We start from the raw sequence: 16806 nt of genomic DNA, 5'->3' as shown, positions 1-16806 counted from the left end.
TAAATCATCCCGTAAAATAGACAGGCAAGAACCCTGCCCGATAAAATTATGGGAAAATTTTTGGGAAATCCCTCAAAACTCAGGACTCGCTACTTATCTGCTCGCTCAGGACTCAGAACTCTTTATGTTAGCAGGCACAATTTTGCAGGATGGAAAATATACCCTAATTCAAGAAATAGGGCGGGGTGGCTTTGGCATTACCTTTAAAGCTAAGCATCACTACTTAGGTCAGGAGGTGGTGATGAAAACCATCAATGAACGGCTGCGACAACATCTTGATTTTGCTAAATTCGAGCGCCAATTCCAAGATGAAGCCAGACGATTAGCTACGTGTATTCATCCAAATATAGTCCGAGTTAGTGACTTTTTTGTAGAAGCTGGACTGCCTTATATGGTAATGGAATACATTCCTGGCGAAACCTTGGGAGACGCATTTGTTTTACCGGGGATAACTTTGCCTGAAGCCACAGCAATTCATTACATCCGGCAAATTGGGGCAGCGTTGCAGGTAGTACACAACAACGGTTTGTTACACCGCGATGTCAAACCAGATAATATAATTCTTCGCCAAGGAACACAGGAAGTAGTGCTGATTGATTTTGGCATTGCCAGGGAATTTAATGGCGGTGTCAGGCAGACCCACACAGGTCTGGTTTCTGAGGGTTATTCTCCCATTGAGCAGTATATGACGCAAGCGGCACGCACACCCGCCACGGATGTTTATGGTTTAGCAGCAACCTTGTATGCACTGTTGACAGCCCAAGTTCCTATGCCAGCATTATTGCGCGATCGCGAACAAATGCCTTCCCCTCGCGAATTGCAACCACACTTGAGTGCTGCTGTCAACCAGGCAGTAATGCGCGGGATGGCGGTAGAGTCTCGTTTTCGGCCAGCGACAGTTGCTGAATGGCTGCAATTGCTACCTGTAAATCAAGTGAATGGTACATCATCGCAAGTCTTACCCACTTATGCAGTGCCAACTGTCAATTTATCTGCCCAGCAGGCAGCAACTTTAATTGGGAAAACTGCCCAAAATCGTATTCATAGACCATCTGTGTTGGCGCAGCCCAACCCAGGCATCGCAAAAGAAACTGTACTGGCTAAAAAGCTGGGGTCATCTCAGATATTTATTGGTATAGGTGTAGCCCTAATTGCTGTGACAGCAGGTTTTGGGATTACGAGTATATTACCCAAATCTCAGCAGCAACCGACTGCAAAGCCGCTTTTTCAACAGCCAACTCAAGAACCAGCAGCAAAAGTACCTAATTTTGATCGTACATCTTCACCCAGAGGTAAAGAGACTAACACTACCTCAAGAACTGAAACAGCACCTGCCTCTAATTCCAAGCAGCGTCGGCGCAATCGTCGTTCTTCCCAAGAAGAATCTCCCAGCAACCCTACAAGAGAATCACAACGCGGTGATTCCGATAAATCCACACCTTCACCTAGCGTTTCACCCACACCCTCGGTAGTAGAAAAATTACGGACATTCCGAGATCAGCGAAATGCTTCCCCTGCACCATTGCCATTCCCACAAAAAAACTTACCCGCTTCTAGTCAAAATCCTGCCTCTCCTGAATCCGTAAGTCCATCAAAACCTGTACTTATACAACCAGCACCATCAACAGAATCCAAACAATCAGATCCTTCTGCTGTGGTAGTACCAACACTGGAAAAGCAAAATTCACCGACTAATAGTCAACCCCAGAATATTCAGAAGTTCGAGGAAAAGCCACAAGATGACAATAACTAGTCAATTTTATATTTTCAATTTGGGATTTTGGTGAAGCAGTGCGGTAAATCCAGCACAGCGCTGACTCCTAATTAACTAATTACGAATTACGAATTACGAATTAGTAATTATTTTAGGAAGGATCCAGCCTATTGTGTACAACAACTTCCCCCTTTTTATTAATCTTTACCGGATTCTTGGGAAAAGCTTGATTATTCAAATAACGCATAAGTTTCACAGTTTGAAAACTCTGGTCGATATGAGGAATTCCTTGCTGATCCATCCGAACAGGAATAATTTTACTTGATACTAAATCTCCTGCTGAGTTGAGTTTGACTTCTAAAATCATTGAGTCACCTGTTTGGGCATTTGTAGATAAAGTCCGATATCCCAAAAAGTTTCCTAAAGAATAGGCAATGATTTTTCCTTTATAAATTTCCATCGCTCTGGGAACATGAGGGCCATGTCCTAGTACTAAATCTGCTCCTGCATCAATCATGTTTCGAGCAAATGCGATCGAATTACCTCGGTTTTCTCCATAAAAAAACTCTGTTTTATTCTTAACGCGTAGTGCCCCTGTTCCTTCGGCTCCAGCGTGCATTGATACTACTACAATATTGGCTTTATTTTTGGCTTCTGCCACGAGTGCTTTAGCTGCTTTTAAATTATGGATGGAATTATACATTTCATAAGGAGAAAACCCGATCATCGCCACGGGGATATTGTTAGCTTCCAAATAAAGAATTTGATTTTTATGACCTAATGTTGCAATGCCCACAGCCTGAAGATTTTTCATTGTATCTTTGAACCCTGCTGCCCCAAAGTCCATTGCATGGTTATTTGCCATATTGAACACATTAAAACCAGCTTCAGCAAAAAGCTGGGCGTATGCAGGTGGAGAGCGAAAGGCAAAGACTTGTCCTCGACTAATATCTTTGGCAGTATAAAGATAATTAGTTAGACTACTTTCAAAATTACCAAACAAGATATCAGATCCTTGCAAGTGAGTTCTCACTGACTTTGGTAATAATTGATCTCGAAAGCGGGGTAATCTATAGTTAGGGAAATTAGTGCCGGGAATAATATCTCCAACGGCTTTGATGGTAATAGTATCTGGAAAGGTTTGTTGTTCTGTTGTTGATGGCGTAAGTTCAGGAATAGCTAATGGAAATCGCACAGGCTCAGTAGGTGTAGTAGCAGCGTTTAATCGTTGTGATTGCCCAAGCCGGATAATGACTCCTATACTAATACCCAGATATAAACAAATGCTGATAAGACTAAATGAGAATACTCGTCCAAAGCTGCGATCTACCATCGTTCACTCCTCACACGATGGCATTAGTTTATCCCAAAAATCTGTGTTTATAGTGTATATTTTAGTGCTTTGTTAGCAAATGTTGAACTACGTAAATATTAAGCGATAATCCTATCTCACTTGCGAATAAACAGACAAGTTGCTCAAGATTCTTGTTCAAGGTAGACAAATTTCAGCCGCATTGTAGTAAATTTTCAGTAATCTTTTGAACGGAGAGGGGGGGATTCGAACCCCCGTTGAGTTTCCCCAAAACGCATTTCGAGTGCGTCACCATGAACCGCTCGGACACCTCTCCAACTATTTATTCAGACATTTGAGTATCTATTCTACATTCAAATGCTATAAATTTAGGGAAATTTTGCTGGATTTCCAATACTACTATAGCATTATCGCTTTTTTTGCGTAACGCATCCTCCAAGAACGCCAAGGGCGAATTAAGGTCTGTAAACATCGAAAAAGACATCACAAAATTTATCATGTTACATTAGCATGACTTAAAAATAACAGCACTCGTATTATTCTGTAAAATATTTTTTAATCAATATCCTCTTATCTCAACCACTCCAATAAAAGCGATTGCACCAAATGACTCATGCTGATACCAGTGTGATCGTACTTTGGCATAACTAGTAAAAATTCCGCCATTTTTTATCTCAAAAATAATCTTGCAAATATATTTCAAAAGCTGAAATGTAATCAGAATAAGGGTCACAGTTGTTGCAAGACAGTTATGCTTCACAAAAATTGACAAAGCGCGATCGCACCTAACAAAAAATAAAAATCCAACGGAGTAATAATAAATAATTAACCTAACTTGATATAAGAGCCAAGGGAGGTATGGCAACAAGCTTGTATGTACGCACTTTGCAGAATTATCTCAGGCGATGCCTACGGCAGTAAACTACGCTCTCTTCACACAAATATACTTTAGAATGTCAATACCCTTAGGTTAAGGGTTATTGGTGTAGATAATTGGTTTTTTAAGACGCGATAAACTGCGTCTCTATATAAAGGTTTTGTTGCTCATTCTGAACTGTACAGCAGTTCCCGCTATTGTGAGGTACGTTCTCAGTCCTGAAAGGGTACAGGAGATAGGCAAGAAGGGAGAAGAAACTGTACTTCATAACAACAGGAAACGCTGTATTGCTTTAGATGTGTATATTAAATTTGGTAGGCAAAACTGAGCGAAAAATTATGCATCACCGATTAACATCACCTTGCCAGACGAGACAATTGAACTAATTGATCAAGTGATATAAAAAAGCGATTCTCCAGAAGAGACGCTGCGCGATCAATTAATCTGAAAGACGCGATTAATCGCGTCTCTGCTTCTCTGGCTCAGACCTTAGTGTAATTATTGATTACTTTGGCTAAGTCTGGCACTGCTTCTTCTACGTGCTTTTTGGCTGAACCGCGAAGTTTTTCATAAGTTCCTCGCACGATTTGGCGGTTTGAGTTCTTGATTCTCGCATCAGTAACACCTAGTAGTGCATCTGCTGTATCAGAGCGATTCGCACTCAGATATTCAACTGGGTCGCCTTTCTCTACGCCTTGACTCCAGATGGGATCGAGAGCTGTAAAGCATTGTGGTAATATCTGCTCAACGACATAGGGAATGTACCCTGGCTTAACCCCCTTCAAAGCAGCAAAGGCAGTTTTCAAAGCGATACCACTCATACCTGACTTGGATGCAAGCTGTCCTTCGATCATGTTGCAACAGTCCTCTATGACCATAGTCTTTTTGGTCGGGTTCAAAAGTCCGTCGCTAAGTCCCATTTCACTCTTCCTTATCTAAGTAGTTAATTTCTATTCGACTAATTTTTTTAGCAAGCAGGAAATTACAGAAAATGGTATCAGAGTTAGAGGATGTTGTGGATACGCTTTTAAGCTGCATAGTTCAACGAAGAAACAGGAGGCAGGGGGTAGTGAGCAGGGAGCAGGGGGAACAAAACAGAAAGGGGATTCAATCCTACTTGTTGCGCTAGCTTCCCATAGGGTACGATAATCACTTATCAGAAGTGGGGGACTCAGACCCATGTTTCGCTCTGATTCACGGCAGCAGGAAGAGGTCTTTTCCCCCTGCCCTTCTGCCCCCTGCCTCCTTTTGTTAGAAAGGGTTAGTCTGCACTTTGCTAGGAGACTTAAGGGCAAAAGTTAGCTTATCCCATCCTGCTGAGACCTAAGTTGCGTCTCTGGCTGATTTGAGCCAGCAGGTAGAGTCTCATGTCTAGATCCCGAAGCTCCATTTGGAGAATCTGGAGGGTTTGAGCCTCCTGATCGCTTCCGAGGTGATATAGCCTGAGCCAAGCTCTTAACCAAAATATACAAAATTGGCACTAAGAATAAACTCAAGAACGTCGAAAGCATCAGCCCTCCAAAGAGCGCTGTTCCCAAAGACCAACGGCTGCTAGCTCCAGCCCCTTGAGAGATTACCAAAGGTAAAAATCCTAACAGTGCTGCAAAGGAAGTCATTAAGATCGGTCGCAGACGTTCTTGCCCCGCTTTCACTGCCGCCCGCGTGTAGCTCATGCCCTGCTCATGCAGTTGATTAGCAAATTCTACGACTAAAATCGCGTTTTTCGCAGCTAGACCAATCAAAGTCACCAGACCTACCTGGCAATAGATATCATCCACCACTTTGGGGAAAAGGCTACCTACCATGAAAATATTTGATCGTAGCCAAAGGGCTGTCATCGCTCCCAAGACTGCTAGAGGAACTGTCAGCAAAATAATAATCGGGTCAATGTAGCTTTCATATTGAGCCGATAGCACCAGAAAGACAATCACAATCGCTAAGGCAAAAATCAAGCCCGTAGCTCCCCCAGATGTCTTCTCTTGGAGATAAGTCCCTGTCCACTCATAACCAAATCCTTGAGGCAAGACTTCTGCTGCAATTTGCTCCATCGCTTTAATTGCCTGTCCAGAACTAGCACCGGGAGCAGGAGCGCCCTGTACTTTGATTGACCTGTACAAGTTGTAATGGGAGATGGTTTTTGGCCCCACAAAGGGAGTAATTTTCACCAAACTGCTCAAGGGAATCATCGCACCATTTGCAGAGCGAACATACAGCTTGCCAATATCATTTGGATTAGAGCGGAACATCCCATCTGCTTGGACATATACTCGATACTGTCGCTGTCCCTGCACAAAGTCATTCACATATTGCGACCCCAAGTAACTTTGCAACGTTCCAAAGATATCGTTGAGTTCGACGTTGAGAGCTTTGGCTTGATTGCGGTTTACCTGAATATCAAATTGGGGAGTGTCTGCGGTGAACTGAGTGAAGACTCTTTGGAGAACAGGATTTTTATTTGCCGCCCCAATCAATTTTTGAGCATTCTCAATTAAGGTTTCAATCGGCGCACTTCCGGTTTTGTCTTGAACGATAAACTCAAAACCACCCGTAGTACTTAATCCTCTCACTGGAGGAGCATTCACAGCGATCGCTCTAGCATCTGTAATTGCAGAGAGCTTTTTGTTCATCCTCTGAAGTATTCCATAGACAGATTCAGATTGTTTAACTCTCTCTTTCCAGGGTTTCAGGTTAGCAAAGGCAATGCCTAAATTAGAAGCATTACCATCGAAACCAAATCCACTGATCATAAAACTAGCTTGAACTTCGGGAAGCGATGTGACTTCCTTGACAACCCGATCCATAACAGATTCAGTGTATTTCAAAGAAACCCCGTCTGGTCCTTGGACAATGACAAAAAAGTAACCTTGGTCTTCCTCTGGAATAAATCCGGTAGGCACTGCTCTGTACATTAAAACCGTTGCGACTAAACCAGTAATGAAAACCCCAATAACAATCGGCTTGACATGGGTAAGGTAGCTAACAAACCCCACATATCGGCGCGTGAACCAACCAAATCCCCGATTAAACTGCGTAAAGAACCAACCTAAAGGGCCCCGTGGAGTCTGAGCTGGGCGCATGAGGATGGCTGCCATACTTGGAGAGAAGGTTAAGGCATTGAAGGTCGAGATGCCAATCGAACAAGCAACCGTTAACGCAAATTGTTTGTAGACAATCCCAGTAGTGCCCGGAATGAATGCAACTGGAATAAATACCGCCATGAGTACAAGTGAAGTGGCAATGATTGCCCCAGTTAACTCCTTCATGGCTTCGACAGCCGCCTCAAAGGGCCTCATGCCCTCCTCTAGTTTGACGGCAACTGCCTCGACCACAATAATCGCATCATCGACGACGATCCCGATTGCCAGAACGAAACCAAATAAGGTCAGTGTATTAATCTGAAATCCTAAAACCAACAGAGCCGCACACGTCCCAATCAGGGAAACGGGGATCGCAACAGTAGGAATGATCGTGGTACGCCAGTCTTGCAAAAAGACAAAAATTACCAAGACCACCAAGACAATCGCCTCAACCAGAGTGTGCAGAACTTCTTCTAAAGAAATTTCTACAAATGGAGTGGTATCAAATGCCACCTGTGCTTTTAGTCCAGGTGGAAAATTCTTCTCTAATATTTTGATCTGGTTTTCAACAGCATGAGCAACGTTCAGGGCATTACTACCCGGAAGTTGATATATACCCAAACCCACTGCTGGCTTGGGAGCATTTCCTGGGATGGTAAATCTGGCATCAGCAAGATAATTCTCTGCTCCCAGTTCAACTCGACCGATGTCTTTGACCTTAACTAGGGTACTATTAGTGGCGCTATTAGTGGTGTCGGTGCTATTAGTGGTGCTATTAGTGGTGCTATTAGTGGTGCTATTAGTGCCACCTCGACTCACCTTCAGCACCATGTCTTCAAATTCAGCCGCATCTTTAAATCGACTGGTTGCCCGTAAAGCAAATTCAAAGCTTTGATTATCTGGTGCTGGTTCCTTACCAATCGCCCCTGCACCCACCTGAATATTTTGTTCTTGCAGGGCAGTTGTCACATCTTGAGGAGTTAGTTGATGTTGGGCAAGCTTGTTGGGATCGAGCCAAAGACGCATGGCATATTTGCGCTCTCCAAAAATTGTGGCTTTTCCTACACCCGGAAGCCGTTTGATTTGATCGAAAATATACAGGTCGACATAGTTACTGATAAAAATGTTGTCATACTCATTATTTTCTGAGTAAAACCCATAAACCAGAAGCAGACTGCTCGATGCCGTTTCAACAGTGACACCTGTTCGTTGAACAACATCTGGCAGTTGAGGTTCAGCAAGCGCTTGTTTATTTTGAACGTTTACTTGAGCAATATCGCTATTGACATTAGTTGGGAAGGAGACAGTTATATTGCTAGAACCATCATTCCCCGTATTAGAAGATATATAAGATACATCTTTAACACCATTAATTTGTCGCTCAATAATGTTGGTAACACTATTCTCTGTTGTTTGAGCATCCGCACCAGTATTGTTAGAGCTAACGGTGATTTGCACTGGAGCGAGGTCTGGTAGCTGAGAAATGGGAAGAATCGGAATACAGATACTTCCCAGCAGCAAAATAATGAACGTACAGACCGTTGTCAGGACTGGACGTTTGATGAAGGTATTGACAAACATAAATCAAGGAAAAGTTCAATACTCATTAGTGAGATAGTAGCTTTTTATTAATATAAGAATTTATTAAGGTTTAGTGTTGGCGATCGCGCAAGATTGGAGATTGAATACAAGAGGCAGAGGGGCAAAGGCGCACAGAAGCACAGGGGAAAAACTTACTGGCAACTTTTCCCCTGCTCCCCTGCCTGCTTATAAAGATCCAGCAATCATCCCAGCAAGTAAAATAAAACCAATCCACACGTTTTGCCGGAACATCTTACCATAAGCAGAATTAGCTAAGTATCGCTTTCTTAATAGCAGAGACTGCCAAACCCATCCGATAGTGGCAACTGCAAGGCTAATCCAGAAGGCTAAGTGCAGATGTATAACTACGCCTAACCAAGACAATAACAAGATTGTGCCAGCAAAGAAAATTCCAATGGCTACAGGGGCATAATTACCAAAAAATAGGGCGCTAGAATTAACACCAATGCGGCGATCGTCTTCCTTGTCGCTCATGGCGTAAACTGTATCAAATCCTAATGTCCACAGTACAGTCGCACCCCAAAGTAACCAAGTTGGTTGGGAGATGGTTTGTGTGACTGCACTCCAGCTAATCAAGACCCCAAAACCCCAAGCAATGGAAAGTACTAGTTGCGGTATAGGAAATACCCGCTTTGCACCTGGATAAAGCAAAATTACAGGCACTGCTGCCACACATAACCAGAAACTTAAGGGGTTAAGATAAAAGGCCAAGACTGCTGCACATGCTAAAGATACGATCGCAACTAGAATCCCAACTTTCACAGATAAGGCGCGAGAAGCGAGGGGGCGATCGCGTGTTCTCTCCACTTCTGGATCGATATTCCGATCCCACAAATCATTGACGACACACCCAGTTGCACTCGTGGCCAGAGTACCTAATATAATCACACCAACTAAAGGTAAAGGCGGTTTTCCTGAAGCTGCTAAAAATACAGCCCAAAGAGCAGGAATCATTAAAATTAACCGCCCTTCTGGTTTATGCCAGCGCAAAAGCCGGATAATTACAAGCCAAATTGGTTCCTGGGGGCGTTCTGGCGTCGTTAACATAGAAATCAACAAATAACTTTAGATAGCTCAATTCACACTTCTTTACATCTATAGAATAACGTTATTTGTTATTTGTAAAAACATAACCGAAAATGGCAACTTTAAATATCTTTAAATAGTCATTGAGGTTATAAGTAGTAGGGTAAATATACATAGCTAATATGAGCTAAACCCTAGCTATCTACTAACAGCACTTAGCCTGAGCAAGTGTGTTGTCATAAATATCAGTGCTAGCTACCCCGACATATCACCGTTTGCCATCATTTCTTAATAAAGAGAGAAAACTAGATGCTGAATTTAGTTTCTAGCTGGGAGAGTATTCCAACTCAACCATCTAAGCAACATCGGATTATTGCTGCCATTGATTTGGGGACAAATTCTCTACACATGGTAGTAGTCAAGATTGACCCCACACTACCAGCTTTCAGCATTATTGCTAGAGAAAAGGAAACTGTCAGGCTTGGCGATCGCAATCTTACCACTGGAGAACTCAAACCAGAGATCATTAAAAAGGCGATCGCGGCTTGTGGACGCTTCCAAGAAGTTGCCAAAACTATTAACGCTGAAACAATCATTGCTGTGGCAACTAGTGCTGTGCGGGAAGCCCCCAATGGGAAAGATTTTTTGCACAAAATAGAAGCGGAGTTGGGTTTAAGCGTTAACTTGATTTCTGGTCAAGAAGAAGCGCGGCGAATCTATCTTGGTGTGCTGTCGGGCATGGAATTTAACAACCAGCCTCATACCATTATTGATATTGGCGGTGGTTCTACAGAATTGATTTTAGGCGATAGTCATCAAGCCCGCATTCTTACGAGTACGAAAGTTGGTGCAGTACGACTCACTAGCGAGTTAATCACTACTGACCCCATTAGTAACACTGAGTTCCAGTATCTGCAAGCTTTTGCACGCGGGATGTTGGAACGTTCTGTAGAAGAAATCTTAACAAATTTAGAGTTTGGAGAATCTCCGCGTTTGGTGGGTACAGCGGGCACAATTGAAACCCTGGCGATGATTCATGCACGGGAAAAGTCGGGTGTTATTCCTTCCACTCTCAATGGCTACCAATTTAGTTTTAAAGACTTGCAAGAGTTGGTAAATCGCTTGCGAAAACTGAGTAATTCCGAAAAAGCTGAGATTCCTGGTATGCCAGAGAAGCGCCCTGAAGTTATCCTCGCTGGCGCAGTTATATTACAGGAAGCAATGACCCTTTTGGGTAGTGAATCGATTACAGTTTGTGAGCGTTCTCTGAGGGAAGGCGTAATCGTAGACTGGATGTTAACCCACGGTTTAATTGAAGATAAGCTACGCTACCAAAGTTCAATTCGGGAACGAAATGTTCTCAAACTGGCAGATAAATACCACATCAATTTAGAATACAGCGATCGCGTGGCTAAATTTGCCGAGAGTTTATTTGACCAAACTCAAGGTACTCTACATCACTGGGGATCTGACGAGCGACAAATGCTGTGGGCAGCGGCTATATTACACAATTGCGGTCATTATATCAGCCATTCGTCTCACCACAAGCACTCTTACTATTTAATTCGCAATGGAGAATTACTCGGTTATACAGAAACTGAGATTGAAATTATTGCCAATTTAGCGCGTTATCATCGCAAATCGCCGCCCAAGAAAAAACATGAAAGCTACCAAAATTTACTGACTAAACAACAACGACAAATTGTTAGTCAATTAAGTGCAATTCTGAGATTAGCAGTGGCATTAGATAGACGACAAATTGGTGCGATCGCTCAACTGCAATGTGAGTATTATTCACAACTTAAGCAGGTCAACCTGTTAATTTTTCCATCTCAACCAGATGATGATTGTACTTTAGAACTTTGGAGCTTAGATTATAAAAAAGGAGTGTTTGAAGAAGAATTTGGAGTAAAATTAGTAGCGAATTTAGAAAACTCTAGTGTTGCTAACTTGTCTTAGAAAGTAGGGTGCGTTACACTGGTTAACGCACCTGAATATAACTGATATTTTATTTTTGCGATTGCTAATTCAACTTGATAAGTTAGGCTCAATATAAAAGCTTAAGGTAAAAATCAGACAACTTTATTTAATAACTATTTAGGAAGGTATGATTATACAAGTAACTTTCTCTTGTACACAAAAACTTTAATTAAATTTGAAACTATATTAGATGAATATATATCTAGTTTTGACATCTAACTTAAGGACGAATTTATAACTGTCCTAAGAACTATTGAAAAACAAAAAATAGTAATTATAATAAGACTAACAATCTATTAAATGTAGGTTATGTTGCTAGTGGATATCTAAGCCGGGAAAACTTAGATATCCTTATATAAAATTTCAATAGTTTAATAAGTAATCAAGCAGATATGATGTTAGTATCGGTAAAAAACTTGCGCTGACTTTTACCGATAGGTATAGCGATGTCTACGACAGGCTACGCCTACACAGTTGCTAGAGACTTCAAGGTAAAATTTTGGTAGGCTCATCACCTATGCATTGGGTGGAGCGTAGTTGCCAAAGTCAAATACAATATTTCTAGCAATACTAATTTAGTCTTACACACCCTACAAGCAAGCATTTTTTCCGACGCTCTCCAAGAAATTTTTTCTTTTTTATAATTTGAAGATAAGTATCATGTTTTACACAAAAAACTATTTTTTGCAAAATTACGATGCTCATTAGGAATCTGGATTAATACATTTAAGATGTTCACAGCCAAAACCTTGAGTCATCATTGCAGATAGCTGGGGAAAAACTTGTTCATCAAAGTTGAGTTCTCGCATGATTTGGTCATGAGCTTGCCCGTGCGCTATCCGCTTTGCCATTTGCTCAAACTCTACCCAAGTTAAATTACTCTCAACAAATGCTTTACTAAGGGTAATTACCAGTTCCTCATAATCATTGTCTTCCAATTTTGTCATCATTCGGTGTTCAATGTGAAGCGAATCATCGAAACAGTAATACCAGGATTTTGGTTGCTCCCTAAGTACTCTTCGGAAAAAATCCTGCTGTTTCGAGCGACTAACAGCACGATCTGCCTCACTACATACCATTAAAATTGGGGCAGAAACACAACCTTGAGACTTGTCTAAAACCTGATATCCCAATTCCAGAAATATCTGTAAGGCCTTGAGACAAAAACCTTTATAACCAAAATTGCCGGGTGCATCTTTGTTGAACCATTCAAAGTAAATTGGCAGAATTTTGATCAGTTGATCGAATATTAAGTAACGGCTACCTAAAAAAGGCGTGAACAATAAAGTGCGGTCAATCTCTTGAGGATGCTCTAAAGCTAACCAAGCAGCTAAAGTTCCACCTGTTGATAATCCACCAATTACAACTTGTTGCCCTAGCGTTTTGGCAATTTGTAACCATTCGATTACAAATTTTTGATAAATCTCAATATTTGTTGGCAAAGGTGGAGGATTTTGAGACTTCCAGTCACCTGAGCGTCCATGACCGGGTTGTAAAGGAATCAAAACGTTATATCCCGTGTCAAAGAAGGCTTTACCAAGCGGCTCGAACTGGTAAGGGCCTGCTGTAAAACCATGCAAAAACAAAAAAACTTTTGAAGTGAAGTCAGGATGAATCAAAAATTTAGAACGGCAGGCTTCATTTTTAAGACCTGATGTGGACTCTAATTGGTGGACTTGCTCTAGAATTTCTACTGTATTTTGAATGCCAACTTTCATTTATGTAATTATTCTGTTCACATATATATAGTAATCCTACTTAAATCATACTGAGAATTTTGAAAAAAATCTTTGTATGGCAGGCTTTTAAGCCGCTTAGTTATTCAAAAATCAAATATGATTCCTATATATATTACTTTATTAATTAAGTAGTTACTTCGAATCTAGCAAAGGACATATTGTTGAGTTGCCCTGTCAGAAGTGAGAAACCTTTTTAAAGTCAGATGAGTATTCACTCCAAACTAATTCTCCACAACCCATCTAGCGGATTAGACAGTTGAAATTGACTATCATTGCTACCGAGCCAATTATTGTCATACACCAACCCAACACTGAATATTCTATTTAAAGGATATTGTCCTAGTTTTCCAAAACCTTCAATATTCTTTGGGTCAGCGATCGCTTGCTGGTTTAACTGTATAGTTGTTTGGTTGCCGTCGTCAAAGTAAATTGTGGCTCGTTTGTTGTGAAAGCGCACCTGAACTTTGTAGACTCCACCAGTTGCATAGTAATAAGCTCTAGCAGGCAGCTTTTGACCATCAATATTTTGTCCTTTAAGCTCAACTGCCATAGCAGGACTGCATAGCAGCAACAGGACTGGCAAGATTAACCCTAAAACTTTCATTGGTAGTAACAAACACTTTCAATTAACTATTCCTACTTTAAAACATAAGTAGAGTGACTTAAAAGAAGCAAACTATGTGAAGATAACTAAATACGGGTCGTGATCGCAGTAAAAAACAAGAAATATACATTTTCGATTTTGATATACAGCGATCGCGAAAAGATGAAATAAGTTTCACAGCCAATGCTAGAAAGTTGTCTTTCCATACTCTTGTAAAGAGACGCGGTATATTGCGTCTCTACCCTTACTCCCTACTCAGGAAATAAATCCAAGTCTGTGACAGCACCAACACTGCTAGAGGAAACTAACTTAGCATATTTTGCTAAGATGCCTGTTGTATAACGGGGTGGGCGGGGTTGCCATTTAGCGCGGCGACTAGTTAATTCTGCATCAGAAATGTTGATTTGTAACAAGCGAGAATTAGCATCAATAGTGATGCTATCACCTTCTTTAACCAGAGCGATCGCACCACCAACAGCGGCTTCGGGAGCAACGTGTCCGACTACCATCCCGTAAGTACCGCCGGAAAAACGTCCGTCAGTAATTAACCCGACTTTATCACCTAAACCTGCACCAATAATTGCTGAGGTGGGTGCTAGCATTTCCCGCATCCCAGGACCGCCAATCGGGCCTTCGTAGCGGACGATAATTACATCACCGCTTTTAATCTTACCTGCAAGGATGGCATCTAAGCATTCTTCCTCGGAATCGAAAACCCTTGCAGAACCGGTAATACGAGGATTTTTTATCCCAGTAATTTTTGCTACTGCTCCCTCTGTAGCGAGATTCCCTTTCAGGATGGCTAAGTGACCTTGAACATACATCGGGTTATTCCAAGGACGAATCACATCTTGATTGGTAGGTGGTTCATCGGGGACATCTGCTAAAATTTCGGCGATGGTTTTCCCTGTGATGGTGATACAGTCGCCGTGGAGTAATCCATGTATCAATAGCATTTTCATCACTTGGGGAATACCACCAGCTTGATGTAAGTTTGTGGCAACATATTTACCACTGGGTTTTAAATCGCATAAAACAGGGACACGACCACGAATAGTTTCAAAATCATCTAGATTAAGTTCTACACCAGCCGCACGAGCGATCGCCAGAAAATGTAACACGGCGTTAGTTGAACCACCCACAGCCATAATTACAGAAATAGCATTTTCTATAGATTTGCGCGTGATAATGTGCCGGGGTAACAGTTGATTACGAATTGCTTCTACTAATACCTTGGCTGATTCTTCGGTACTGTCGGCTTTTTCCTCATCTGACGTCGCCATTGTGGAAGAATAGGGTAAACTCATACCCATCGCTTCAAAGGCCGAAGACATAGTATTGGCTGTATACATCCCACCGCAAGAACCAGCACCCGGACAAGCGCGGCGTTCTACTTCCATCAGTTCGATATCGTCAATTTTACCAGCACTGTATTCACCCACAGCTTCAAAGGAACTGACAATAGTCAAGTCCCGGCCTTGGTAATGTCCGGGTTTAATTGTCCCACCGTAAACAAAGATAGCCGGGATATTCATCCTTGCTATTGCAATCATCGCCCCTGGCATATTTTTATCACAGCCACCGATGGCAATCACGCCATCCATACTTTGACCATTACAGACGGTTTCAATGGAGTCAGCAATCACTTCTCGTGATACTAGGGAATATTTCATCCCCTCAGTTCCCATCGAAATCCCATCACTAATGGTAATTGTGCCGAACATTTGCGGCATTGCCCCGGCTAGTTTAATTCCAGCTTCAGCTCTAAGTGCTAGTTGATTAATCCCCATATTACAGGGAGTGATGGTGCTGTAGGCATTAGCCACACCGACAATTGCTTTCTTAAAGTCTTTATCTTGAAAACCTACTGCACGCAGCATAGCGCGATTTGGCGATCGCTGTACTCCTTGTGTGACAACTTTACTTCTAAAATTATCTGACGTTGTTTTTTCACTCATTGCTCTGGCCTCAATCAAATCTCTGTACGAGTATGATATGTAGCCTTTTTTGAGATGTCCAATATATATTTATTTAAAATTGAGACTTATAAAGTATCAAATATAAAGGACTACGACACCTGCCTACTTTATTGCTGTAGCTGAGGAATTACATTTCAGCAGGAATTACACAAACGTATAATTTTATTCAGCAATAAATCGAATGGCTCTCTGCGTTAATATTACTCACCCGCAGAAATTATCAACCCTCAACTCGCGCCACACATCAGACGGTTGCCAGCCAGAGTTACCAACGGAGCGCAAAGGGCGATAATCTTCCCAGATGTAGTCTGATTCGGATGCTTCGATGTACACAGGTGGATTTGGTTCAACCACCGATTCAGGAATATCTTGACTCTCAGGCATCTCAAAGGGTTCAGTCGATAGTGGAGTTACTTCTGTTTTCTTGCGAATTGGGTTAGACGTTTTTTTGATAAGTCGTTGCATATTCATAGTCATCATTTGGCTTTCCACATGGTAGGATATCCCAGAATACAGTAAGTTATCAGAAAATCCGAAATATTTTGTCGAAAAATTTCATTAAAAATTCCATACTAAAAGGTAATTGTTCACAGAATCTGACTGAAAAGTGCTGTTAGCGGTAGCGGGGCGTTGAGCCAATGCTGAGTAAAAATCCCAGTCTCTAGAATATTTTCATGATTGGCTTTTGAAACTCGTTTTATCAGGACTTGCTTGAACGATCAAAAGTAGTCAGAGATAGATTTATATTTAAACAGTAGTACGATTCCAAGTTAAGTCAATTAAATCTAAGACGTAATCCACAAAGTTATAGCAGTCGCCATCTTAGTTAGGACGTAGAATATATAGAGAAGTGATTGATTTCTGCATTCGTATGGCAAACCCTTACAGTTATGATC

General features: G+C 41.7%; 10 protein-coding genes and 1 tRNA gene. 2 read left to right on the top strand and 9 right to left on the bottom strand.

All coding sequences use genetic code 11. The features are described 5' to 3' along the window. The first annotated feature begins 124 nt into the window (after positions 1-124). Positions 125-1753 (top strand): serine/threonine protein kinase, encoded by a 1629-nt coding sequence (locus tag V7K89_RS32345; RefSeq protein WP_335194692.1) that lies wholly within the window; start codon positions 125-127, stop codon positions 1751-1753. A 112-nt stretch (positions 1754-1865) separates the two neighbouring features. On the opposite strand, the gene V7K89_RS32340 is transcribed toward V7K89_RS32345, so the two are convergent. The 5 genes from V7K89_RS32340 to V7K89_RS32320 all read right to left on the bottom strand — a co-directional run bounded on the left by V7K89_RS32340 (position 1866) and on the right by V7K89_RS32320 (position 9629). Next, a complete protein-coding gene (locus tag V7K89_RS32340; protein WP_335194690.1) occupies positions 1866-3047 on the bottom strand; it encodes a CapA family protein in 1182 nt (393 codons plus the stop codon). Positions 3048-3257: 210 nt separating this feature from the next. Continuing rightward, positions 3258-3342: transfer RNA gene (locus tag V7K89_RS32335), tRNA-Ser, on the bottom strand. Positions 3343-4385: 1043 nt separating this feature from the next. Beyond that, entirely contained in the window at positions 4386-4823 is a 438-nt protein-coding gene (locus V7K89_RS32330; protein WP_335194688.1) for a DUF6918 family protein, read from the bottom strand. A gap of 378 nt (positions 4824-5201) precedes the next feature. Further along, the gene (locus V7K89_RS32325) at positions 5202-8561 is read right to left on the bottom strand and encodes an efflux RND transporter permease subunit (protein ID WP_335194686.1); all 3360 of its coding nucleotides are present in this window, start codon (positions 8559-8561) and stop codon (positions 5202-5204) included. 186 nt (positions 8562-8747) lie between these two features. After that, positions 8748-9629: a 4-hydroxybenzoate solanesyltransferase gene (locus tag V7K89_RS32320; RefSeq protein ID WP_335194683.1), complete on the bottom strand. Its 882-nt coding sequence runs from the start codon at positions 9627-9629 to the stop codon at positions 8748-8750. A gap of 288 nt (positions 9630-9917) precedes the next feature. On the opposite strand from V7K89_RS32320, the gene V7K89_RS32315 reads away from it, so the two are divergent. Then, positions 9918-11567 (top strand): Ppx/GppA phosphatase family protein, encoded by a 1650-nt coding sequence (locus V7K89_RS32315; RefSeq protein ID WP_335194681.1) that lies wholly within the window; start codon positions 9918-9920, stop codon positions 11565-11567. Positions 11568-12292: 725 nt separating this feature from the next. Here V7K89_RS32315 and V7K89_RS32310 read toward each other — a convergent pair. The 4 genes from V7K89_RS32310 to V7K89_RS32295 all read right to left on the bottom strand — a co-directional run bounded on the left by V7K89_RS32310 (position 12293) and on the right by V7K89_RS32295 (position 16390). Continuing rightward, positions 12293-13306 carry an alpha/beta hydrolase gene (locus V7K89_RS32310; RefSeq protein ID WP_335194679.1) on the bottom strand — a complete coding sequence of 338 codons (1014 nt, stop codon included), beginning with the start codon at positions 13304-13306 and terminating at the stop codon, positions 12293-12295. A 232-nt stretch (positions 13307-13538) separates the two neighbouring features. After that, the gene (locus V7K89_RS32305; RefSeq protein WP_334913524.1) at positions 13539-13877 is read right to left on the bottom strand and encodes a hypothetical protein; all 339 of its coding nucleotides are present in this window, start codon (positions 13875-13877) and stop codon (positions 13539-13541) included. Between the two features lie 305 nt (positions 13878-14182). Beyond that, positions 14183-15889, bottom strand: a complete 1707-nt coding sequence (gene ilvD, locus V7K89_RS32300; protein ID WP_335194677.1) for a dihydroxy-acid dehydratase — start codon at positions 15887-15889, stop codon at positions 14183-14185. Between the two features lie 225 nt (positions 15890-16114). Next, entirely contained in the window at positions 16115-16390 is a 276-nt protein-coding gene (locus tag V7K89_RS32295) for a hypothetical protein (protein WP_335194676.1), read from the bottom strand. Positions 16391-16806: the final 416 nt, after the last annotated feature.

The organism is Nostoc sp. (assembly GCF_036917515.1).
Classification (GTDB): Bacteria; Cyanobacteriota; Cyanobacteriia; order Cyanobacteriales; family Nostocaceae; genus Nostoc.
The sequence above is the reverse complement of the archived record's forward strand: the minus strand, read 5'-3'. Positions and strand labels throughout refer to the sequence as shown.

Coding starts and splice junctions, on each gene's coding strand:
- V7K89_RS32310 (WP_335194679.1), bottom strand. CDS start 13,306: ATGAAAGTTGGCATTCAAAATACAGTAGAAATTCTAGAGCAAGTCCAC.
- V7K89_RS32305 (WP_334913524.1), bottom strand. CDS start 13,877: ATGGCAGTTGAGCTTAAAGGACAAAATATTGATGGTCAAAAGCTGCCT.
- ilvD (WP_335194677.1), bottom strand. CDS start 15,889: ATGAGTGAAAAAACAACGTCAGATAATTTTAGAAGTAAAGTTGTCACA.
- V7K89_RS32340 (WP_335194690.1), bottom strand. CDS start 3,047: ATGGTAGATCGCAGCTTTGGACGAGTATTCTCATTTAGTCTTATCAGC.
- V7K89_RS32325 (WP_335194686.1), bottom strand. CDS start 8,561: ATGTTTGTCAATACCTTCATCAAACGTCCAGTCCTGACAACGGTCTGT.
- V7K89_RS32330 (WP_335194688.1), bottom strand. CDS start 4,823: ATGGGACTTAGCGACGGACTTTTGAACCCGACCAAAAAGACTATGGTC.
- V7K89_RS32315 (WP_335194681.1), top strand. CDS start 9,918: ATGCTGAATTTAGTTTCTAGCTGGGAGAGTATTCCAACTCAACCATCT.
- V7K89_RS32295 (WP_335194676.1), bottom strand. CDS start 16,390: ATGATGACTATGAATATGCAACGACTTATCAAAAAAACGTCTAACCCA.
- V7K89_RS32320 (WP_335194683.1), bottom strand. CDS start 9,629: ATGTTAACGACGCCAGAACGCCCCCAGGAACCAATTTGGCTTGTAATT.
- V7K89_RS32345 (WP_335194692.1), top strand. CDS start 125: ATGTTAGCAGGCACAATTTTGCAGGATGGAAAATATACCCTAATTCAA.